Here is a 21,569-nt window from a genome sequence, read left to right as displayed (position 1 = left end):
CGTCAGCGGACGGTGTGCACCACCAGCACGTCGCACAGGGCCTTGCGGGCGACGTCCGACGGGACGGAACCGAGCAGGCGCCCGGTCAGCGTGTTGAGGCCGCGGTTGCCGATGACGATGAGATCGGCGTCGACCTCCTCGACGAGCGTGAGGAGCGATTCGACGGGGGCACCGACGATGGGGCGCTCGGTGATCTTGCGGGCGCCGGCCACGGTCGCCTTCTCCCGTGCGGTGCGCAGGATCTCGTAGGTCGGTGCCGAGCCGGTGACCTGGTACGCCTCGTCGCGCAGCGCGTCAGCGGCCTGCGCGGTGTCCTTGGGGTCGGCCGGGTAGTAGGCGCAGGCGATCACCAGTTGGGCGCCGGCGTCGCCGGCCAGAGCAGCTGCCTTCTCCACGGCCCGATACGACGATTCGGAACCGTCGGTTCCGACGACTATGGTCCGGTAGGCGCTCATTCATCCTCCATCAGGTGTGTGGTCCATCGACGCATGCCGCCGATGCCGTCGTCGACGGAGGACACGCACGCTCCCCCGCCATACGCTGCGTCGACAGTAGCGGGATGGGCGGCCCGGGTGGGACGTTTGGGTCTCATCCCACAATCGCGTTTGATGTTACCGCGCGTCACCGTAACGCGGGCCGAAGAGGCCGGCGGGGAACACCTCGGCGTCGACGAAGGCATCGCGCCACGGCAACGCGAGGTCGAGCAGACGCTCCACACCCTCGTCACCGAGCGCACTCCACGGCGCGACCGCCAGGTCGTCGGTGAGATCCTCGACGAGCTCACGCACCTCGAATCCTTCGCCGGTGAGCTCGCCACGCTTGTCGAGCAGCCCGCGCCCGCGCAGTTCCTTCTCGGCGTCCGCCCACTCGTCCCGCGACCAGCCCCGCAGCTTCCGGGCGGGATCGGTGGCGAAGCCGATACCGGTCGCCGTGTGGGTGACGAGTGCGTCGAGACCCGACAGTCCCGCGGTCTGCAGCGCCGCGATATGGCCGTCGCCGCGATATTCGCGCAGCAGCGTCAGGGCGTGCCACAGGCGCAGGTGCGCCTCCTCGGGCCAGGGCAGGTCGGCGTGAGCAGCGTAGAGCGGGCGCCCGTCGGGACCGGGGATCGCCCGCGCCGCGGTGGTCGCGAGGTCCGCGGCCTCGTTCATCTCCGCAGAATCGAGCACGTCCTGCCCGAGGACCCGCCGGTGGAGAGCGTCGAGTCCGCGCAACCGCGCCGCGATGATCGCGGCCGGCTCGGCGCTCTGCCACACGGCCGGGACGGCCGATGCCACCAGGCGGGGCGAGAAGCTGTAGAACGTCGCGGTCACGACCCCGGGGCCGACGGCACCCAGAGGCGCCGCGCGTCCCCCGAAGTACTGCGCAGCCGGGCCGTCGACACCGAGCGCGGCGAGTTCGCTCGCGACGTCCGGCGCGAAGTAGACGCCCGAGTGCAGCAGTTCGAGTGCGCGGGCAGCACGCCCGGCCGAAGAGGGATCCATGGGAAGCGACCCTACCGAGTCGCCGGCGCCGACCGGGCCGTGCGACTACTTCAGGCCCGCGGCGTCCATCCCGCGCAGTTCCTTCTTCAGATCGGAGATCTCGTCGCGGAGCCGTGCGGCCAACTCGAACTGCAGGTCGCGGGCGGCCTGCATCATCTGATCGGTGAGCTGCTGCACGAGATCGGCGAGTTCGGCGCGCGGCATCGTCGAGGTGTCGCGACCTTCCACGACACCGGAGCTGACGGCCCGCCCGGACTCGCCCTGGGCTCGGCGACCACGCGAGGCGTTGCGGCCGGAGCCGCCCACCTCGACGGCCTCGGTGTCCTCGGCCTCCTGATAGACCTGGTCGAGGATGTCGGCGATCTTCTTGCGCAGCGGCTTCGGATCGAGACCGTGTTCGGTGTTGTAGGCGATCTGCTTCTCGCGACGCCGTTCGGTCTCCTCGATGGCCCGCGCCATCGAGTCGGTGATCTTGTCGGCGTACATGTGCACTTCGCCGGAGACGTTGCGGGCCGCGCGGCCGATGGTCTGGATCAGCGAGGTCGTCGACCGCAGGAAGCCTTCCTTGTCGGCGTCGAGGATCGCCACCAGCGACACCTCGGGGAGGTCGAGACCCTCACGGAGCAGGTTGATGCCGACGAGCACGTCGTATTCGCCCAGACGCAGCTGTCGCAGCAGTTCGACACGGCGCAGGGTGTCGATGTCGGAGTGCAGATAGCGCACCCGGATACCGAGTTCGAGCAGGTAGTCGGTGAGGTCCTCGGCCATCTTCTTGGTGAGCGTGGTGACGAGGACACGTTCGTCGCGCTCGGCGCGTTCGCGGATCTCGTGCACGAGATCGTCGATCTGACCCTTGGTGGGCTTGACGACGACCTGCGGGTCGACGAGGCCGGTGGGGCGGATGACCTGCTCGACGAACTCACCGCCGGTCTGCCCGAGCTCGTACGGACCCGGGGTCGCCGACAGATAGACCGTCTGACCGATGCGGGCGGCGAACTCCTCCCAGGTCAGGGGTCGGTTGTCGACCGCCGACGGGAGACGGAAGCCGAAGTCGACGAGGTTGCGCTTGCGCGACATGTCGCCCTCGTACATCGCGCCGATCTGCGGCACGGTGACGTGCGACTCGTCGATGACCAGAAGGAAGTCCTCCGGGAAGTAGTCGATGAGCGTCGCGGGCGCGGACCCGGCGGGGCGGCCGTCGATGTGACGGGAGTAGTTCTCGATGCCGGAGCAGAAGCCGACCTGCCGGATCATCTCGATGTCGTACTGGGTGCGCATGCGCAGACGCTGCGCCTCGAGCAGCTTGCCGCGGTTCTCCAGATCGGCCAGGCGCTCCTCGAGCTCGGCCTCGATGCTCGCGACGGCGCGTTCCATGCGCTCGGGACCGGCCACATAGTGGGTCGCCGGGAAGATGCGCAGGGAGTCGACCTTGCGCACGACGTCGCCGGTGAGCGGGTGCAGGTAGTACAGCGCGTCGATCTCGTCGCCGAAGAACTCGATCCGCACGGCGAGTTCCTCGTAGGCGGGGATGATGTCGACGGTGTCGCCCTTGACGCGGAACGATCCGCGGGTGAACGCCATGTCGTTGCGGGCGTACTGGACGTCGACGAGCAGGCGCAGCAGCGCGTCGCGCGGCACCTCCACACCGACCTCGAGCTGGATGGACCGGTCGAGATAGGACTGCGGGGTACCGAGACCGTAGATGCACGAGACGGACGCGACCACCACGACGTCGCGGCGGGACAGCAGCGACGAAGTGGCGGAGTGCCGCAACCGCTCGACGTCGTCGTTGATCGACGAGTCCTTCTCGATGTAGGTATCGGTCTGCGCGATGTACGCCTCGGGCTGATAGTAGTCGTAGTACGAGACGAAGTACTCGACCGCGTTGTTGGGCAACATGTCTCGCAGCTCGTTGGCGAGCTGCGCGGCGAGGGTCTTGTTGGGCGCCATCACGAGGGTGGGTCGCTGGACGCGCTCGATGAGCCACGCGGTGGTGGCGGACTTGCCGGTACCGGTGGCACCGAGCAGGACGACGTCCTTCTCCCCCGACTTCAGCCGGCGCTCGAGCTCGTCGATGGCGGCGGGCTGATCGCCGGCCGGTTCGTACTCGCTGACGACCTCGAAGCGGGCCTCGGTGCGCTCGATCTCACCCACCGGCCGGAACTCGGAGTGTGCGACGACGGGATGTTCACTTGCGAACGCCATGGAATCCAGAGTAAGCGCTCCCACCGACACGTATCGTGGTCCTGCGTGCGGCACGGTTCGCCCGCTAGCGTGCATCCCGTGTCCGCGACCCCGCATCCCGTGAAGACCGAGACGTTCGACGTCGCCGCGAAGACCAACATCGACCCGAAGGGCTTCGTGCGCGCGGTCGACGAGTACCGCGTCGAGGAGTGGGGCCTGTACATGGCGCGACCGTCCGACCACCCGCAGTTCCACTATCTCGAATCGTGGTTGCTGCCGGACCTGCGCCTGCGGGCCTCGATCTTCCACTTCACGCCGGGCAACGAACGCGACCAGGACCGGTACGTCGACGTCGGCGAGTTCCGGCGCGAGGGCGACGTCTGGTACTCCCGCGACCACTATCTCGACCTGATCGTCCGTACCGGTCGCGACACGATCGTCGAGGACATCGACGAACTGGTGGTCGCGGTCACCACCGGGATGATCGACGCGGCCGCGGCCGAGACGGCGATCGACACGGCGCTGCGGGCGGTGGACGGCATCGCCGCGCACGGCCACGACCTCGACGCGTGGCTGCGGGAACGGGGCGCGCCCGTCTCCTGGCGCTGACGCGCACCACCGCTGCGCAGGTGCCGTCACCTGCGCAGACAGCGGGGTGCAGGAGCGAAAAAGTTACTGCCGCAAAGGACATGGTAATCTGCCTCGGCCGGCGAAGCAGTGCACCGAGAAGGCGACCATCGGGGCCGGCCCGGATCGCCCCTCCGCGTGCACATCGCCCGACCGAGGACACCCCTCGCGCCGGCGGCGCGCGCCCGTGCAGCCCACGAGCGCCGACGAGAACGCCGCCGATCTCTTCGTCGGCACACGCCCGGATCCGGGCGTGCCCTGCTGGAGCGGTATGCCACGCCCGCCGGCCCATGGCCGATCGGGTGCTCGACGCATGCCCACCGTCCGGCGGTGGATCGGACCGACACCGAAGCGGAACCGACGGACAGGACGCGCACAGCGCGCCCCGGGGTTCCGCTGCGCTCCGAACGCTGCGGACGTGACGCGAAGACGAAGGAGGTCGCAGTGAACGGCACCGAGCTCGTTCAGTTCAGCGCCGCGACGATCGTTGCTCTACTCGTATTCTTCTACGGCGGAACGCTTCTCATCTCCGCCCGCATCGGGAAGAAGGACGAGAACGCCGACGGCTACATGACCGCCGGCAACAAGGTCGGTTTCGGGGTGTCGGCGGCCAGCATGACCGCCACCTGGATCTGGGCGTCCTCGCTGTACGCCTCGGCGACCTCCGGATACACCTACGGCATCTCCGGCCCCATCCACTACGGACTGTGGGGCGCGCTGATGATCCTGTTCATCTACCCCTTCGGCAAGCGGATCCGCGCGGTCGCGCCGAAGGCGCACACCCTCGCCGAGGTGATGTTCGCCCGACACGGACGGTCGAGCCAGCTCATGCTGGCCGGGTCGAACCTCGTCGGCAGCCTGATCAGCCTGATGTCCAACTTCATCGCCGGCGGTGTGCTCATCTCGCTGATCTCGCCATTCGGCTTCGTCCAGGGCGTCGTCTTCATCGCTGCCGGCGTGTTGCTCTACACCCTGTGGTCCGGCTTCCGCGCGTCCGTGCTGACCGACTTCGTGCAGGTCGTGGCGATGCTGGGCGCGGTCGTCGTCATCATCCCGGCGGTCTTCTTCATCACCGGCTTCCCCGACGCGTTCGACAGCGGGTCCGCGAACCTCACCGACCAGCAGGGCGACTTCTTCTCGAGCGATGCCTTTCTGAACCAGGGCGCGCCGTACATCGCGGCCGTGCTCGCGTACGCCATCGGCAACCAGACGATCGCGCAGCGCCTGTTCGCGGTGCGCGAGGATCTCATCAAGCAGACCTTCGTCACCGCGACGATCGGCTACGGCGCGACCGTCATCGGCGTCGGCATGTTCGGCGTGCTCGCGCTGTACCTGGGCGTCGACCCGATGGACGGCGACGTCAACAACATCGTGCCGCAGATGGTGGCGTCGTTCCTGCCCACGGCACTGGTCGTCGTGTTCTTCGTCATGATCATCGGTGCGCTGTCGTCCACGGCCGATTCCGACCTGTCGGCGCTGTCGTCGATCGTCATGGCCGACATCTACGGCCAGAACATCGCCGGCGGCACCCGCAATGCAGATCCCAAGCGGATGCTGTTCATCGGGCGCGCCACGATGGTCGTCGCGACCGCCGCTGCCGTGGCGTTCGCGAGCATGCGGTTGAGCATCCTCGACCTGCTCGTGTTCGTCGGCGCGCTGTGGGGTGCGCTGGTCTTCCCCGTCATCGCGAGCTTCTACTGGCACAAGGTCACCAACAAGGCGTTCACGACGTCGGTGCTCGTCGCCCTGGCAGCGTTCCTGCCGGTACGTTTCGGGTGGTTCCCGATGGACGGCGTGCTCGCCTGGGCGGTGGACATCGCCTCGGTGGTCGGTGTCGGCGTGATCGCGGGTCTGATGGCGTTCGGCTTCTTCGGACTCCGGGCCGCACGCGTCGTCGGTGTCGTCGCCGCGGTGGCCGTGGCACCCTTCGCGCTCGGCTCGGTCCACGACTACGCCGTGCTCAGCGCCTCGCTCGTCGCCTACGCGGTCAGCACGGTCGTGTGCTGGGCGATGTCCGTGAACTCCGACGAGAACTTCGACTTCGAGGTCATCGCGCAGCGTGTCGGTGACTTCGACGTGGTGGAGGACAACGCACCCGAGAACGACGCTGCGCCCGAGAAGAACCCCGCAGCAACCACTCCGGAGAAGGAGACCCGATGAGCACGCTCGCGCTGACCGTCTACGTCCTGATCTGGCCCGTACTCGTCGCCGGCGTGTTGGCGGCGCTCTGCCGCGGCTTCGTCAAGGAGTGGCTGCAGGCCCGACGGAACGGCGAAGATCTGATCTGACCCTCCCGGCGGGCATCTCAGCCACAAAGCCGGTCGCTCGAGATTCTGTCGTGCGGTTCGTCAGATCGTTCGTCCGGACAGGCATGTTCGCTATCTCCGCTCCAGAAGTGGCGGCTGACGAACGCGACCAGGGAACGAGCATCCTTCTGGCGCGATTCTGAGAGCTCTCACGAGACGGTTCCATCCCTTGGTCTCGCTCACGCCAGGAAGCGTTGACGTCGAATGAGCTCGCAATCGGAAGGCCCGCATCGGGACGGCGCCGAGTGTCCCAGCCCTGGGATGGGCACTCGGCAGCGCTCAGCCGCTACCTCATGGTTCGACCGTGAAGTCAGGAGGATCTTTCACTGCGTAGTACGACGGGGGGCGTTTCGTCGCATGAGGACGGCGACGGTCCCTGTCCAGATGAGCAAGTAGAGGGTGGCACGTAATGGATGCCAGTCTTCGGCCAGTTCTACGAGGGCAATGACTGTCGCCACTACGAGAACGGCGAAAGGGACGGTGGCATAGTTGCGGATCGTCTCCACCTATCCCAACTTTCGGCGAGCTTCGAAGGCGGACCAAGCTGCGACGGCCACCCAGAGAACACCGATCCCTGCGATATACGGGGAGGGTGCTGCAATGTACGCGGCTCCGATCCCAACTCCTGCAAGGATGGAGGAACACACACCGGGGTCTCTGACGTAATGCCGCACGTTGTCCCTTTCGTCGGTTTCTCCAGACTAGTCGAATCCCCGGATGTGCTGGGCCGATCACTTGGAACTCACCACGGTGTCTCCACGTCGACCCCACCTGCCCAACCGACTGTCCCGAGTAAGTACCTACGGCCTCGCAACTGGGGATACCCCGGCAACACTGCGAGCCTGGTCGGGCTCGTCGCGACGATCGGTGTAGGCGCCACAGTCGCCGCCACGGTCTTCCAGTAGGACAGCTCGTGACGATTCGATGTGAATGGCATCACACATGATCCTGGGCAGGCACATTCATGCGGTCCGCGCTCTCCAATCCGCGTCACGTATCGATCCGTGTTCGCACACCGAGGAGAGAGCCGACCCATGCGTACATCTCGTGCCACGCGCGCCGTCCTGGCGGTCGCGACGGCAACCATCCTGGCGGCCGCCGGGTGCGGTTCCGACACGACCGTCACCGGAAACGGGACCGAACCCGCAACCCCTCCCGGGCAGGAGAGCACCGAAGGAATCGACCTCGCCTCGTTGGAGACCGGAGAGTATCGGGTCGAACCGCGCGACTTCGTCGGGGAGAACTTCGCTGCCGGTGAAGCCGGACCGGTGATCGAGGGACAGCGGATGGCCGAGTTCGTCGTCCACCCCCACGACATCGATCCGACGCTGACGACGGAAGGAGCGCGTACCGGTGTCTCGGTGTCCACCGACAGGATCCTGGCGGACGGTGCCGGCAATCTCCTCGAACCCTTCGGGATGATCACGGGATTCCGGACCTCCCGCAGCACCGAGGACGAGTCGGGAATGCTGCAGGTCGCGGTGGCGCGGTTCGCGACTCCCGAGGACGCCGCGCGGGCCGCGCAGGTCGTGCACGACTTCGAGCGGGTCGACAGGACGACGCCGCTCGCCAGCGATCCCTCGATCGTCACGGGTATCCCGCCGGCGGTGCCGGTCGCCGTGCCGGGGGCTCCGGAGACTCTGGCCTCCGTACGGTCGTGGGACGTGATCGGTCGCGTGACCACCACGACGATCACCCCGCAGGGAAGCTTCGTCATCCACACCTATGCGAGCAGCGAGACCGGGGACGTCGCCTGGACCACCGACATCGCCGCGCGTGCCGCGCGGGCCCAGGCGACGCTGCTCGACGGTTTTCCTGCGACGCCGGTCGAGGAGATCGGCGATCTTCCGATGGATGTCGACAGGGTCCTCGCCCGGGCGGTGGGCCTGCCGGAGGGGGCGCTCCCCCGCCTGTCCGACCTCGCGGTCTACGGGCCGGACGGATGGCTGCACTTCGATTCGCATCCCGCCCGTACCGAGAGGATCTTCGAGGTCACCGGAACCGACCGGATCGCCAAGGCCGCGTCGAACGTCTACCGCACTGCCGGTCCTGCGGAGGCGGAGCTCCTGCGGGACGATTTCGTCGAGACGATCCGGGAGATGCATCCGGACCTCGTCGAGGACGAGACCGTTCCGCAGGACATCCCGGGAACACGTTGCTGGTCGGGTGACGTGGCGCAGGGGCGGGCGAGTGTGTGTCTGATTGTCCACGGGCGGTACATGGCGGAACTCTCGGGGCTGCGGCCGGTGGGAACGAGGCTCCCGAGAACGACTCGCTTCGTACGATGTCACAGCGGTTGGCCACCCAGTACGTGAAATTGGTCCGATCCCAGGAGATGGGCTTGGGCGAGAACTGATCTCGCGGTATTGTCGACGGGTGGTCGACACTGCCCCCGACGGCGTCGACCACTTCGAACCACGGTATATTCGTAACTCCCCCGCCCGTCGAGCAGAGGCTCGAATGTGCATGCGGGACAATGTGACTGCTCGGGATGGTGAGGGGGCTCGATGAACGAGGCCGAGTTGATCGAGCGGTGCCGGGCAGGCGATCGGGCAGCGTTCGCCGAACTCGTCGCACCGTCACGCGAACGTGTGTGGGCGGTCTGCGTCCAGATCACAGGAAACCGGCACGACGCCGAGGACGCACTGCAGGATGCACTGATCGCGGCGTGGAAGAATCTCGACAAGTTCCGTGGCACAGCAGCATTCGGAACATGGCTGTATCGCATCGCGAGCAATGCGGCGCTCGCCGTCGTGCGCAGACGACGTGGTGAGGTCCTCGGCGAACGGGTCGGGGACGAATATACATCCGGGGAAACACTTCTCGCCGACAGCGTGGTCGACGGTGATGCGGTCCGTCGGGCCCTTTTCCTTCTCCCCGAACAGTTTCGGGTTGCGATCGTGCTGCGCGAGTATGCACAACTCGGTTACGCCGAGATCGCAGCCCATCAAGGGGTGGGTGTGCAGACGGTGAAGAGCCGGATCAGTCGCGCCCGTAGGCAACTCGTCGATCTGCCGAGTCCGGCACTGCTCGGCGCAGAATGAGTCGCCTCCGACCGGCGGTCGGCCCCGCATCGATCCGGCAACGACGATCGGATCGGCCGGCACGGAGGGCACCGAACGGCCGGAGAATCCCCGGAAGGATGAGCAATGACGCGAAGCGAACCGAATCCGTTGCCCCCGTTGGGGGAATCGCTGGGTCTCGACCTGATGGACCGGATACCCGAACTACCCGGGAGCGTCTGGTGTCGGGTGCTCGATATCGCCACCGATCCCCTCACCCCTCGCATCGGAACCGAACTGGTTCCTGCCGAGGGAATCGATGAGGACGATATCGAGCACCCCGTCATCGACGACCTGCCGATCGAACACCTCGGCGATCTCGACCTCACTGATACATCGGATCCGGAAATCGTCGTCGACACAACCGATCCCGACTTCTGATCGTACGACCTGCCGAGATTCGTCCTGCATCATCGCAGCCCCATCCCTGTCGATCCGAGATCGACGACCACCTCGTGCAGTGGTCGCCCCACCGGACCGACCGCCAGCAGACCGCGAATCGTCGCCGTGACGACCATCATCGAGAACCCCTCGTGGTCGAACTCGGGAAGGTCGCGATGAGCCTCACCCAGGCGTTCGTCGGCGCTCAGCCGTTCGGCGACGTCGTCGCGTTGCTGCTGGAGCCCCGAGATCCGCTCGAGTTGCGCTTCCTCGGCCACCGCGAAGTTGATCGCGGTGCTCGCCACCGCACTGGCGAGAGCGACAGCGACGTCGGGGGTGTACCCGCGGCGCACGAGAGCTTCGACCTCGCTCGCCATCAGACGCTGCCCCGCTTCCCCGCGCGGGAAGAGCGTCTGCATGTAGGTTCCCAGGCCCGCATGAGCCAGGACGAACGCGCGGAGCTGCAGACCGAACGACAGCAGGTGCTGTTCGATGTCGTGTGCCGGATCGTCGCGCAGAGCGAGATCGCTGAGCAGACTCTCCCCCACGACGAGTTCGAGCCCCCAGCGACCGTCCACGTGGCGGTACAGCGCCGCCGTGGAGACGTCGAGTTCGGCAGCGACGGCGTTGAGGCTCAACTGTCGCAGCCCGATCGCCCGACCGACGCGGATGATGTCCTCCACGTCGATCTTGCGTGCACGCCTGCGGACGCCGGCCACCCCGCTCGCCCCTCCGATCGCCTTAAGTTAGACCCCTTAACTTAAGGAAGTATAGGTGTGCCCCTCGGGAACGGCAAGTCGCCGAGCCGCATCGCAGCAATCCCTGTTGACACACCCTCCGTCCGTCGGGGATGAACGAGACAGATCGGTCTCGATATTGGATCCCACCACGGAGGCGAATCATGATCGTCGGCGCACGCAGACCCGGTACCGGCACCATGCCGGCCGCCCGCCACGAACAGTGGGGGTCTCCCCTCGGGATCGTCGATGTTCCGCGGCCCGAACCCGCTGCCGGAGAAATCCGTATCGCCGTCGAGGCGACGAGCGTCAACCCGATCGACATGTACACCGGGCGCAATGCCGGCTACGAACAGTCGATGCGACTCCCCTTCGTGCCCGGATGGGATGTCGCCGGCGTCGTCGACGCCATCGGGTACGGCGTCACGCGGTTCGAGATGGGGGATCGGGTATTCGGTCTGGCCCGGTTCCCCTACCCCGCCGGAACGTACGCGCAGTACACGGCCGTGCCCGCCTACCAACTGGTGCCGCTGCCCGCGTCGGTCCCGTTCGTCGAGGCAGCGTGCCTTCCGATGGCGGCGCTGACCGCGTGGCAGATGCTCGACGCGGCCGGAGTGGGCAGTGGGTGCCATGTCCTGATCAGCGGCGCTTCGGGTGGGGTCGGACATCTCGCCGTGCAGATCGCGGTCGCACGCGGCGCGACGGTCGTCGCACTCGCGCGTCCCCACGACCACGCCGCCCTGTACGAACTGGGCGCCCGGTCGTGCGTGGACTACACCGACCGTCCTGCTGTCGCCGCCATCGGGACGGTGGATGCAGCACTCGACCTGGTCGGGGGCGATTTCGGTGTCTCGCTCTTCGATCTGGTCGCACCGGGTGGGACCGTCGCGCTCGCGACCGCGTGGTCGATCCCGCGGTACCGGGCGGCGGCCGAGGCACGCGGAATCCGGGCGGTCGCGTGCCTCGTCGAACCGGATCCCGTAGCACTCACGGCGATCGCCGGTCTCGTCGATGCGGGACGCATCCGGGTCGTCGTCGGCGCGCGGTTCGATCTGTATCGTGCGGTCGAGGCCCAGGCCTGGGTGACGAACCGTCTCGGCTTCGGCAAGGCGGCGATAGTGGTGGGCGACCGGGAGGGACGACGTGAGCGAGGCGACCAAGCAGGTACGCGGGGAGGCCCTGCGTGAGAAACTGGTCGACATCGCAGCAGAGCTCTTCTACGCCAACGGTGTTCGCGCAGTGGGGGTCGACGAGGTCGTTCGCCGCGCCGGAGTGGCCAAGGCGAGCCTGTACCGCTGGTTCCCGAGCAAGGACGACCTCGTCCTCGCCGTGCTCCAGCGGCGCGACGACGACTTCTGGGCGAAATGGGACAGCACCGCCGCGCAACACCCGGACCCACGTGAGCAGCTCGACGCCCAGCTGGCCTGGATCCAGGACCTCGCGATGCGGACCGATTACCGCGGCTGCGCATTCGTCAACACGGCAGCGGAATTCGACGGCGACGAGTCGCAGCACATCAGGAATCGCTGCCTCGACCACGAGGAAGAGCTCCGCCGCAGGCTGCGTGCCCTGACCGGTGAGCTCGGCGGGCCCCACAGCGACCGGCTGGCCGATCGACTGCACATCTCGATCGTGGGGGCACTCGCGGTCGGCGGACTGTATCGGGTGAACGGCCCGGCGGCCGAGCTGCGCGCTCTCGCCGCGGACCTGCTCAGTGCCTACCTCCCCGCCGACTGCCGACCGGCCCGCGACGTGGGGGCTCATCCCAGGTGAGCACCGAGCAGTTCCCGGAAGGACGGTCCGTCCGTGCGGACCGCGTTGCCCGACGCGCGCGGCCGTCCGGGGGGCGAGACTTCCGAGACCCCGTGTGGTGAGCCCGTGCTGCGGGTGATCTGCTCGGCGAGTTCGTCCGCCGCCCGGTCCATCCGCCCCCGCAGTGCCGTGGCGGCCTCGCCCGCGCCGAAGTCGTCGGTGGCCGCGAAGACGCCGGTGGGCACGACGAGCGCGCGCAGATAGCTCAGCAGCGGCCGCATCGCGTGGTCGAGGACCAGCGAGTGCCGGGCGCTGCCCGCGGTCGCGGCGATCACCGTGGGCACACCGGTGAGCGTGTCCGGGTCGAGCGCGTCGAAGAACATCTTGAACAGGCCCGAGTAGCCGGCGGCGAAGACCGGGCTCACCGCGATCAGCCCGTCGGCGGTCGCGAGTTGTTCGCGGGCCCGCGCGACCGCCGCGGTGGGGACACCGGCGGTGAAGGTGGTGGCGAGATCCGTCGCGAGGCTGCGCAGTTCGATCACCTCGATCTCCGCGTGGTCGCCTCGCGCACCGACCGCGACGCGAGCGGCCTCGGCGATGCGGTCGGCGAGCAGACGGGTGGTGGACGGCTCGGACAGGCCACCGCTGACGACGACGATGCGGCGGGTCATCGGGCGTCCGCCTCCTCGGGCACGAGGTCGACGCGGGCCGGGATCACCTGGCGGTGCGCCGAGTCGGCCCCCTGCGCGGCGAGGGTGGTGTGCGTGGGCGGGTCGGACGGCACGTGGGCGGGGCGGCGACGTTCGAATTCCGTACGCAGCACCGGCACGACCTCCCGGCCGAGGATCTCGATCTGCTCGAGCACGACGTCGAGCGGCAGACCCGCGTGATCCATGAGGAACAGCTGACGTTGATAGTCGCCGGCGTAGTCGGCGAAGCCGAGCGTGCGTTCGACGACCTGCTCGGGTGTGCCGACGGTCAGCGGTGTCATCGTCGAGAAGTCCTCGAGCGACGGGCCGTGACCGTAGACGGGCGCGTTGTCGAAGTAGGGACGGAAGATCCGCTTCGCCTCGGCCTCGGTCTCCGCCATGAACACCTGGCCGCCGAGTCCGACGACAGCCTGGTCTGCGGCGCCGTGACCGTACTGCTCGAACCGCTGCCGGTAGAGGGCGATCATCTGCTGGATGTGTTCCTTGTTCCAGAAGATGTTGTTGTGGAAGAAGCCGTCGCCGTAGAAGGCGGCCTGCTCGGCGATCTCCGGCGAACGGATGGAGCCGTGCCAGACGAAGGGCGGGGTGTCGTCGAGCGGCCACGGGGTGGAGGTGTAGCCGTGCAGCGGTGTGCGGAACTTGCCCTCCCAGTCGACGACGCGTTCGCGCCAGAGCCGTCGCAGCAGGTGGTAGTTCTCGATCGCCAGCGGGATGCCCTGCCGGATGTCCTTGCCGAACCACGGGTAGACCGGTCCGGTGTTCCCGCGCCCCATCATGAGGTCGACGCGGCCGCCGGAAAGGTGCTGCAGCATCGCGAAATCCTCGGCGATCTTCACCGGGTCGTTGGTGGTGATGAGAGTGGTCGCGGTCGAGAGGATGAGCTTCTCGGTCCTCGCGGCGATCCAGCCGAGCATCGTCGTCGGCGAGGACGGGACGAAGGGTGGATTGTGGTGCTCGCCGGACGCGAAGACGTCCAGGCCCACCTCCTCGGCCTTCAGCGCGATCTTCGTCATCGCGACGATGCGCTCGTGTTCGGTGGGGACCCGACCCGTCGTGGGGTCGCGCGTGACGTCGCCGATGGTGAAGATGCCGAACTGCACGGTCGAACCTCCGTCAAGTAGTTGAACTGTCAACTACTCTAACGGACGGGGCATCCGGAAGATTCCCGGGCGGGTCCCCGCCTGGGGTCCGGACTCCCTAGGCCGACCAGCCGGTGCTCTGGGCCCACTCCCACGCGCGATGATGCGCCCGGTCGAACCACGGGGCCTTGAGCGCCGCGTAGGCGGCGGCCGCCTCGGCAGGATCCGACTTCTGCGCCGCTTCGGCTGCAGCATCGGCCTTGAGGTCGGCGTACTCGCGCTTCGCGGTGTCGACCGCAGACAACCAGTCACGCAGCAGCAACGCGAACTGCTGGGCGGGCCAGCCGTCCACCCTGACCGCCACCCGCGACGGACGGCCGGGATCGGCGCTGCCGTGCAGCCGCATCTCCCACACCGCCGGGTCGGTCTCTCCCCCGGCGCCGTAGGACGGCTTCGGTTCGTCGGTCACCACATCGTCGATGCGCGGGAAGCCCGCAGCGGCCAACGCGGGTGCGAGCGCGTCGGCTGCCGCAAGGTCGCCGACGGTGATCTGCAGGTCGATGACGTCGACGGCGGCCAGACCGGCCACCGCGGTGGAACCGATGTGGTCGATGCGCTCGGCCGCTCCCCCGGCTGCAAGGGCCAGCCGGGCGATGAGCCGCTGCGCCTGCCGATGCCACTCCTCGCGCGCGGGCACGAGCACCGGATCCGCCTCGACCACCGTGCCGGTGCGCAGATTCTTCTCGAACGGCACCAGACGGTCGTTCCACAGCGTCCGGACCTGCTCGACCAGCACCTGCTGATCACCGGTGTTGTCGAGCCACACATCGGCGACCTCGCGCCGTTGTTCCTCCGTCGCCTGCGCCGCGATCCGCGCGCGGGCGTCCGCCTCGGGCATGCCGCGCAGTTCGACGAGACGCCGGATCCGCTCCGTCTCGTCGGCGTGCACGACGGCGACGAGGTGGAAGGCCGGCGCCATCCCGCCCTCGACGAGCAACGGGATGTCCTGCACGACCACCGCGTCGTCGGGCGCAGCGGCGACCAGCTCGGCGGTACGGCGCCCGACCCGGGGATGGGTGATGGCGTTGAGAACCGCGCGGGCATCGTCGCTGGCGAACGCCTTCGCCGCGAGGGCAGGGCGGTCGAGGGTGCCGTCGGACTGCAGGATGTCCTCGCCGAAGGCGTCGACGAGCTCGGCGAGTCCCTCGGAGCCGGGAGCGACGATCTCCCGGGCGACGACATCGGAGTCGACGATCACCGCCCCGAGTTCGACGAGCTCCTTGGCGACGGTCGACTTGCCCGCGCCGATTCCTCCGGTCAACCCCATTCGCAGCACGCTGCCCAGTCTCGCATCACCGCGTCGCCGGGGCACCTTCGCGGTCCCTACGACGCCTCGCGCATCGTCAGCCCCGACAACGCCACGACATATTCGCCCGCCTGTTCGTCGAAGTCGACGGTGTACACCGTCGGGTAGTAGCCGGTCCGTTGGTACGACGACGGTTGTTTCACGACCTCCCGCAGGGACGGCTTCGCCGCCAGCCACTCCCGCGTCATCATCGGCTCGATGAAGATGAACTCCCCGTCCCACGACCCGTTGAGCAGCACCTCGGTGAACTCGAAGGATCCGGAGATCACGCCGTCGGCAGCGTCCGTCCAGTGCATGCCCATGAACGGCACAGTGTTCTCGACCGGCGGACCGGGCGGTGGGATGTACCCCTCCGGAACGTATTCGGGGTCGGGGAGCCGCGCCGCGCGCTCCGCGAAATCGGGCGCGCCCGGGTCCACCTCGCGGTCGGCGTCCGTCGTGTAGAAGTGCATGTCGAAATGGGGCGCGCCGTAGAGGATCTCCGGATCGTGCCCGTTCGGGTTCCAGTCCAGCATCACGTGGTCGAAACCGGTGTCCGGGGCGCCGGCGGGAAGATCCAGCATGAGCATCGTCATCTCGGCGTCCGGGCCGTCGGGAAGGCCGGTGAGCACGGACTCGGACATCCGGATACCGACCTCACGCGGCCTACCCTCGTGATCGACGACGACGTAGGTGCGGGAGATGCCCTCCCCCAGTTCGCTTTCCGGTCCGTAGAGGGTGGTGACACCGTGATGGTGTCCCGCGGTCTCTGCGCCCTCGGCGGTCGGGACGGATCCGTCGCCGCAACCCGTCAGGGCGAGAACGGCGCAGGTGGAGAGGGCGAGTGCGGTGATCGATCGAGAAGTTCGCATTGCCTGCCTTGTGGGAGTGGAGGGGCTCGGGGCGGGAGGTGTCGGTCTCATCGGGGCCGGCGAACGACCTGCCCGACGCGCAGCACGCCGTGGGTGTCGTGCTCGTCGGCGAGGGCGCCGAGCCAGTGCGCGGTGTCGTCGTCGTAGGTGCGCGCGATGCGGTCCGGATCCGAGGTGGCCGTGAAGTTGGGCAGCGAGGTGCCCGTGGTCCACGGCGCCAGCGCCCGGTCGATCACGTGGGTGTGTGCGACGACGGCGTCTGCCGAGGGTGGCGCGAGCACACCGATGACGAAGAGGGTGAAAGCGGCGTCGCGGTGGCAGAAGGCGCTGCGATGCCGCGGTTCGCGTGCCAGGGCTCCGCCGAGGAGCCGTACCTCGACGATGGTCTGCGGCGAGTGCGAGCCCGGTCCCGCCACCGAGAGCAACGCGTCGATCGCGTCGTGCGTCAGTTCGCGGGTCAGCGCACTGTGTTCGTGGGTCGGCATCGGGTCGACCGGGTCGGCGTGCACCGCTCCCAGTGCCGCGTACGGCAGGGTGGCGATGCCGTCGAGGATCGGCGCCGCGACCGTGCGCAGCGCACCGAGGATCGCCTCGGACTCGGCTTCGCCGGCGACGCTCGCGAAGCGGACGGCCACGGTCGCGCGGCCGGCCAGCGGTTCCGGGACTCCCGGCAGCGGCGGCAGTTGCAGGAAGGCCAGCGAGGTCGAACTGTGCTCGGGCAGGTCGGCGCACAGGTCGAGCCAGGCGTGCGCCACCGTGGCCGCGTCGGCGCCGTCGAAATACAGCGCCCCACCGTAGAAGTGCGGCAGGGGCATGAGGTCGATCTCCACCGCGGTGACGATGCCGAGGGTCGCCTTGCCACCGCGCAGGCCCCAGAACAGTTCGGCGTGCTGCTCGGGAGTCACCCGGAGCAGGTCTCCGTCACCGGTGACGAGATCGAAGGCGCGCACGTGGTCGGAGGACAGTCCGTAGGTGCGGACCAGCGGTCCGATTCCCCCGCCGGTCAGGAAACCGGCGACGCCGACGTGGGGTGACGATCCCGCGAGCGGGGCCAGACCGTGGGGTGCGGCCGCGTCGACGACCTGCTGCCACACCAGGCCGGCTCCGAGACGGGCGGTGCGGGTGTCGGGGTCGATCAGGCATTCGGTGAGGCGGCCGGTGTGCACGAGCAGCACATCGTCGCCGAGGGGCACGGCGCCGTGCCCGGTGCGCTGTACGGCCACCTTCAGGCCGTGTTCGCCCGCGAACCGGACGGTGGCGCTGACGTCGAGGGCGTTCTCGACCGCGATCACCGCGCGGGGACGGACCGGGACCGCCACGTTCCACGGGGTCGCGGCGTCGTAGCCGGGTTCGCCCAGCAGGGAGATCGATCCGGTGACCGCGGTGCGGAGGGCGTCGAGTGGGTCGGTGCCGACGGTGGGCGTCCGGAGGTTCATGTGCACTTCCTTTCGTCGCACGGGATGAGGTGCGACGAAAGAGTGCCGGGACCGGCTTGGCGGCTTCTTGCGGCGACGTGGGGGCGTCGTCCAAGTGTCCGCCAAGAACCGGTCAGGTGGGGATCGAGCGGGCGTGGGCGGCGAGGCCGAGCATGCCGGTGCGGGTGGCTTCGTCGGCGATCGCGACGATGTCCCGGCTGCGTTCGGGCGAGACCGGGCGCAGTTGGGCGCGCAGCAGACGGCACCGCAGCAGTGTCGGTGGGCTCGATGTGCGGGTCGCGAGGTCCTCGGCCCGGTCCAGCAGCACTGCGGCGTCGTCGGTGCGTCCGAGCAGTGCGTGCAGGCGCGCGCAGACCTCCGCCACCGAGCCGATCACCCCGACCTGTCCCACCGTCGCGATGCGATCGGTGAACGGATCGAGGAGCTCGAGGAACATCTCGGCGTAGTCGACGAGGGCGAGGTCGGCGACGACGCGCGCGATGAGTGTGCGGTGACCGAGCGTCGTCCAGGTGAAGGGTGCTCCCTTGGCTACCCACTGTTCGATGTCGCGGATCACCGCCGCGGTGTCCCGGCGGGCGCCGGCGATGGCGATGCTCCAGGAGTCCGGTTCGACGGTGCCGGGATCCGCGTCGGCGAGGGTGCCGTACTCCCACTCGAGGGTATTGGTGGCGAGATCGGAACTGCCCGCCGTGTACAGCTCGGTCTGCAGGTGGAACTGTGTGGCGGTGTCGTAGTGGCGCCGGGTCTCGGCGAAGTCGCCGTGCCACGCCGCGAGGGTCGCCTCCATCCATCGCAGCTGTACGCGCAGCACAGGCAGACGCAGCAGGTCGCAGCCGGCGATGCCCCGGCGGACGTGGAACGTGGCGGCGTCGACGTCCCCGAGGTTCATCTGCGTCATGCTCGCGACGGCGTGGGCGATCACCTCGTCGAACCGCGCCTGCTGGTGCGGAAGCGCGAGAAGTTCGTCGGTGAGACGGGCGGATTCGTGACTGTGTGTCGCGACCCCCGAGTAGAGGAGGATGCGGCCCAGCAACGCGTCGGCGACGACGTCCGGGTCGGCGAGTTCGCGTGCGATCTCCAGCGCGGTGCGGCTCATCCCGTCGGGGACGGACGAATCGGGGTGATAGCAACTGCCCACGGCGAGCGCCGCGAGCACCCGGGCATGCGCCGCGCGGTCGGTCGCGACGAACGGTTCGAGTGCGGCGAGGCGGTCGAGGACCGGTCCCGGATCCTTACCGTAGGACACCCACGGCCACGCGCCGGCCGCGCGCAGCAGCGCTGCAGCCAGGCGCCCGGCCGTCGACGTGCGGCCGTCGCGGACCGCGTCGAGCAGACCGGCGTCGACGACATCGAGTACGGTCTGGCCGCGACCCGCCCGGGCGAGTGCCTCGACGCGCGCGACGAGCAGATCGTCGCGGTCGCCCGGGGATCGTTCCGCGGCGGGCAGCAGGTCGAAGGCCCGGACGGCATCGTCCCACCAACGTGCCGCCTCCTCCGAGTTCCACCTCTCGGTGGCCTCGCGGGCGGCGGTGACGCAGGCGTCGAACACGATGCGAGGGTCGACGAGCGGTAGTGCCGCCATGAGGTGCCGGGCTCGTCTGCCGGCACGATCCGGGTCGGAGGAGTCCGCCAGGACCTCCGCGACGCGTGCGTGCATGCGTTGGCGGCGGATGGCGGGAATCGCCGCGAGGACCTCGTCGCGGAGCAGTCCGTGGGCAAAGGCGTACCCCCGCAATCCGGGATCGGCGACGATGATGCGTTCGTCGGCGGCGTCGTCGAGGTAGTCGGCGAGGGTGTCGGGATCGAGGCGGGTCGCACCGGCGAGGATGTCCATCTCGATGGTGTCGCCGACGACCGCGGCCACTCGGAGCACCTGCAGGACGGCGGGTTCCACCGCGGCGAGCCGCCGCGCGAGGACCGAGCGGACCGCCATGGGGATGCCCCCGTCGAGGCGTTCGTCCCGGGGAAGACGTGCGTATTCGGACACGAACAGCGGGTTACCGCCGGTCCGTTCGGCGAGCAGGCGGGCCTCGTCGGCGTCGAGCGGTGCGCCGCTCACATGTCCCGCCAGGGCGGCGACCTCGGATTCGGCGAGCGCCGGGACGTCGATGTGCCGGTTGCCTTCACCGTGCAGCACGGCGTCCACGAAGCGCTGGACGGTGGGGGTCGTCTCCGAGTCGCGGAGTGTGCACACGAACCAGACGCCCCGCTTGTGCAGGGCTCCCACGAGATACAGCAGGCAACGTAGGGAGGTCGGGTCGGCCCATTGGATGTCGTCGAGCACGATCGTGAGCACGGGAGTCTGCGCCGCGGCCGTTTCGACGACGCCCAGAATCCGCTCGTAGACCGCGAAGCGCGCTTCGTCGGATTCCACTCCGGTGGGCGGGATCAGGGTGGTGTCGGCATCGGCGCCGAGTTCGCGCAGGATGCGCCGGATCGGCCACCAGGCGGGCGCTCCGTCGTCCTCGAGACACCGCGCCCACACGGTGGTCCCGCCGATCGCGGCGGTCCTGGCGTCGCATTCCTCGGCGAGGCGGGTCTTGCCGATGCCGGCGGGTCCGGTGAGGACGACCCACCGGGTCGCGCCGGAGCGGACCTCGTCGAGCATGCGGTCGAGGGTTCCGGTCTCGGAGGTGCGCCCGACGAAGATGCGTCCGGGGCCCGGCGCCGGGGTGGGCGCGGGGACGGCGGGCGCGGCCGGTGCCGGAACCTCCTCCGCGCCCGTCCATCCCGGGGTGCGGGGCCACGCCGCGAGTCCCGGTTCGTGCCGGAGGATCGCGCCCTGCAGGTCGGTGAGTTCGGTGCCGGGCCGCAGCCCCAGCTCGGCGTCCAGTCTCGTCTCGTGGACGCGGAACTGTTCGAGTGCTTCCGACGAACGCCCCGCTCGGTGCAGGGCGAGCATGCGCAGCCAGCAGGTGCGGTCGCGGAACGGGAACTCGCTGCACAGTTCGGTGGCGTCGACGAGGGCGGGAGCGAGGCGACCGAGGGCGAGCAGCGCGGTGATCCGGGTCTCACGGCATTCGGTACGTACCTCGTCGAAGGATGCCGCCGCGACCTCCACCCAGTGTTCGTCGCGCAGGTCCTCGAGGAGATGCCCCCGCACCGAGTCGAGGGCACGGTCGGCGGTGTCGAGTGCGAGCTCCCATTCCCCGTTCTCGGCGTGCCGACGGGCGGCCTCGGCGTCGTCGAGGAAGCGGGCCAGGTCGACCGACTCGGCCGGGATGTCGAGGACGTAGCCGGGAGGTTGGCGCACGATCGGGGAGGCCGCACCGCTCTCCCCTCTCAGCACCCTGCGCAGATTGGAGATGTACGCCTGGATGCTCGCCATCGCGCTGGCGGGCGCGTCGTCCTGCCACAGGGCGTCGATCAGCCGGTCGGTGGAGACCACCCGCCCCCGGTTGAGCAGCAGGACGGCGAAGACCGCTCGCTGCTTGCGCGGACCCAGATCGACCTGCGACTCCGACGAGGGCCCCGCCGGGTCACTCGTCGACGCGACCCGAACCACCTCCAGCGGTCCGAGCAGTCGGTACATCATGTGGTGAGCCCCCCTCGACCCCGGCCGAACTATGCGATCGTTGCAGTGTAAGGACAGTT

18 protein-coding genes are annotated in these 21,569 nt (G+C 68.7%); 8 read left to right on the top strand and 10 right to left on the bottom strand.

Going from position 1 to position 21,569, the window contains the following annotated elements:
- Positions 1-2: 2 nt before the first annotated feature.
- From ACPCXD_RS19990 to uvrB, 3 genes are all read right to left on the bottom strand, one after another.
- A complete protein-coding gene (locus tag ACPCXD_RS19990) occupies positions 3-455 on the bottom strand; it encodes a universal stress protein (RefSeq protein ID WP_059381080.1) in 453 nt (150 codons plus the stop codon).
- 156 nt (positions 456-611) lie between these two features.
- Entirely contained in the window at positions 612-1,484 is an 873-nt protein-coding gene (locus ACPCXD_RS19985) for an SCO6745 family protein (RefSeq protein ID WP_423660946.1), read from the bottom strand.
- A 45-nt stretch (positions 1,485-1,529) separates the two neighbouring features.
- Positions 1,530-3,689, bottom strand: a complete 2,160-nt coding sequence (gene uvrB / locus ACPCXD_RS19980; protein WP_016692792.1) for an excinuclease ABC subunit UvrB — start codon at positions 3,687-3,689, stop codon at positions 1,530-1,532.
- A gap of 69 nt (positions 3,690-3,758) precedes the next feature.
- On the opposite strand from uvrB, the gene ACPCXD_RS19975 reads away from it, so the two are divergent.
- The 6 genes from ACPCXD_RS19975 (at position 3,759) to ACPCXD_RS19950 (ending at position 10,044) form a co-directional block, all read left to right on the top strand.
- Positions 3,759-4,277: a DUF402 domain-containing protein gene (locus ACPCXD_RS19975; protein WP_160876903.1), complete on the top strand. Its 519-nt coding sequence runs from the start codon at positions 3,759-3,761 to the stop codon at positions 4,275-4,277.
- A gap of 462 nt (positions 4,278-4,739) precedes the next feature.
- Positions 4,740-6,455: a sodium:solute symporter family protein gene (locus ACPCXD_RS19970; protein WP_423660943.1), complete on the top strand. Its 1,716-nt coding sequence runs from the start codon at positions 4,740-4,742 to the stop codon at positions 6,453-6,455.
- On the top strand, positions 6,452-6,583 hold the full coding sequence (locus ACPCXD_RS19965) for a putative transporter small subunit (RefSeq protein ID WP_016692795.1): 132 nt from the start codon (positions 6,452-6,454) through the stop codon (positions 6,581-6,583). The genes ACPCXD_RS19970 and ACPCXD_RS19965 overlap by 4 nt, the downstream gene beginning before the upstream one ends.
- Positions 6,584-7,635: 1,052 nt before the next feature.
- On the top strand, positions 7,636-8,916 hold the full coding sequence (locus ACPCXD_RS19960) for a DUF7373 family lipoprotein (protein WP_423660941.1): 1,281 nt from the start codon (positions 7,636-7,638) through the stop codon (positions 8,914-8,916).
- Between the two features lie 192 nt (positions 8,917-9,108).
- Complete coding sequence (locus ACPCXD_RS19955) at positions 9,109-9,645, top strand: RNA polymerase sigma factor (protein ID WP_423660939.1); 537 nt, start codon at positions 9,109-9,111, stop codon at positions 9,643-9,645.
- A 105-nt stretch (positions 9,646-9,750) separates the two neighbouring features.
- Positions 9,751-10,044 (top strand): hypothetical protein, encoded by a 294-nt coding sequence (locus tag ACPCXD_RS19950; protein ID WP_088899271.1) that lies wholly within the window; start codon positions 9,751-9,753, stop codon positions 10,042-10,044.
- A 29-nt stretch (positions 10,045-10,073) separates the two neighbouring features.
- Here ACPCXD_RS19950 and ACPCXD_RS19945 read toward each other — a convergent pair whose 3' ends face one another.
- Positions 10,074-10,763, bottom strand: a complete 690-nt coding sequence (locus ACPCXD_RS19945; protein WP_423660937.1) for a TetR/AcrR family transcriptional regulator — start codon at positions 10,761-10,763, stop codon at positions 10,074-10,076.
- A gap of 182 nt (positions 10,764-10,945) precedes the next feature.
- Here ACPCXD_RS19945 and ACPCXD_RS19940 point away from each other — a divergent pair, with 182 nt between their 5' ends.
- On the top strand, positions 10,946-11,968 hold the full coding sequence (locus ACPCXD_RS19940; protein ID WP_423660935.1) for an NADP-dependent oxidoreductase: 1,023 nt from the start codon (positions 10,946-10,948) through the stop codon (positions 11,966-11,968).
- Positions 11,925-12,554 carry a TetR/AcrR family transcriptional regulator gene (locus ACPCXD_RS19935; RefSeq protein ID WP_229564970.1) on the top strand — a complete coding sequence of 210 codons (630 nt, stop codon included), beginning with the start codon at positions 11,925-11,927 and terminating at the stop codon, positions 12,552-12,554. Before ACPCXD_RS19940 ends, ACPCXD_RS19935 begins: the two co-directional genes overlap by 44 nt.
- On the opposite strand, the gene ACPCXD_RS19930 is transcribed toward ACPCXD_RS19935, so the two are convergent.
- The 6 genes from ACPCXD_RS19930 to ACPCXD_RS19905 all read right to left on the bottom strand — a co-directional run bounded on the left by ACPCXD_RS19930 (position 12,542) and on the right by ACPCXD_RS19905 (position 21,510).
- Positions 12,542-13,204 carry an FMN reductase gene (locus tag ACPCXD_RS19930; RefSeq protein WP_088899274.1) on the bottom strand — a complete coding sequence of 221 codons (663 nt, stop codon included), beginning with the start codon at positions 13,202-13,204 and terminating at the stop codon, positions 12,542-12,544. The genes ACPCXD_RS19935 and ACPCXD_RS19930 overlap by 13 nt on opposite strands.
- Positions 13,201-14,343, bottom strand: coding sequence for an LLM class flavin-dependent oxidoreductase (locus ACPCXD_RS19925; protein ID WP_060652933.1), 1,143 nt, complete (start codon positions 14,341-14,343; stop codon positions 13,201-13,203). Before ACPCXD_RS19925 ends, ACPCXD_RS19930 begins: the two co-directional genes overlap by 4 nt.
- Before the next feature lie 97 nt (positions 14,344-14,440).
- Positions 14,441-15,658, bottom strand: coding sequence for a dephospho-CoA kinase (gene coaE / locus ACPCXD_RS19920; RefSeq protein WP_186455092.1), 1,218 nt, complete (start codon positions 15,656-15,658; stop codon positions 14,441-14,443).
- Positions 15,659-15,705: 47 nt separating this feature from the next.
- Positions 15,706-16,539, bottom strand: coding sequence for a DUF5602 domain-containing protein (locus ACPCXD_RS19915; RefSeq protein WP_229564971.1), 834 nt, complete (start codon positions 16,537-16,539; stop codon positions 15,706-15,708).
- A 47-nt stretch (positions 16,540-16,586) separates the two neighbouring features.
- A complete protein-coding gene (locus ACPCXD_RS19910; RefSeq protein WP_423660932.1) occupies positions 16,587-17,975 on the bottom strand; it encodes an FAD-binding oxidoreductase in 1,389 nt (462 codons plus the stop codon).
- Between the two features lie 112 nt (positions 17,976-18,087).
- Positions 18,088-21,510, bottom strand: a complete 3,423-nt coding sequence (locus ACPCXD_RS19905) for an ATP-binding protein (protein WP_088899276.1) — start codon at positions 21,508-21,510, stop codon at positions 18,088-18,090.
- Positions 21,511-21,569: the final 59 nt, after the last annotated feature.

The organism is Rhodococcus sp. AB351 (genome assembly GCF_049538275.1).
Taxonomy (GTDB): Bacteria; Actinomycetota; Actinomycetes; order Mycobacteriales; family Mycobacteriaceae; genus Rhodococcus.
This window is presented reverse-complemented; position numbering and strand designations above follow the sequence as displayed.

What these genes read in the sequence shown, in the direction of transcription:
- ACPCXD_RS19910 (WP_423660932.1), bottom strand. Translation starts at nt 17,975, where the DNA reads ATGAACCTCCGGACGCCCACCGTCGGCACCGACCCACTCGACGCCCTC.
- ACPCXD_RS19955 (WP_423660939.1), top strand. Translation starts at nt 9,109, where the DNA reads ATGAACGAGGCCGAGTTGATCGAGCGGTGCCGGGCAGGCGATCGGGCA.
- ACPCXD_RS19950 (WP_088899271.1), top strand. Translation starts at nt 9,751, where the DNA reads ATGACGCGAAGCGAACCGAATCCGTTGCCCCCGTTGGGGGAATCGCTG.
- ACPCXD_RS19960 (WP_423660941.1), top strand. Translation starts at nt 7,636, where the DNA reads ATGCGTACATCTCGTGCCACGCGCGCCGTCCTGGCGGTCGCGACGGCA.
- ACPCXD_RS19915 (WP_229564971.1), bottom strand. Translation starts at nt 16,539, where the DNA reads ATGCGAACTTCTCGATCGATCACCGCACTCGCCCTCTCCACCTGCGCC.
- ACPCXD_RS19930 (WP_088899274.1), bottom strand. Translation starts at nt 13,204, where the DNA reads ATGACCCGCCGCATCGTCGTCGTCAGCGGTGGCCTGTCCGAGCCGTCC.
- uvrB (WP_016692792.1), bottom strand. Translation starts at nt 3,689, where the DNA reads ATGGCGTTCGCAAGTGAACATCCCGTCGTCGCACACTCCGAGTTCCGG.
- ACPCXD_RS19990 (WP_059381080.1), bottom strand. Translation starts at nt 455, where the DNA reads ATGAGCGCCTACCGGACCATAGTCGTCGGAACCGACGGTTCCGAATCG.
- ACPCXD_RS19985 (WP_423660946.1), bottom strand. Translation starts at nt 1,484, where the DNA reads ATGGATCCCTCTTCGGCCGGGCGTGCTGCCCGCGCACTCGAACTGCTG.
- ACPCXD_RS19965 (WP_016692795.1), top strand. Translation starts at nt 6,452, where the DNA reads ATGAGCACGCTCGCGCTGACCGTCTACGTCCTGATCTGGCCCGTACTC.
- ACPCXD_RS19905 (WP_088899276.1), bottom strand. Translation starts at nt 21,510, where the DNA reads ATGATGTACCGACTGCTCGGACCGCTGGAGGTGGTTCGGGTCGCGTCG.
- ACPCXD_RS19940 (WP_423660935.1), top strand. Translation starts at nt 10,946, where the DNA reads ATGATCGTCGGCGCACGCAGACCCGGTACCGGCACCATGCCGGCCGCC.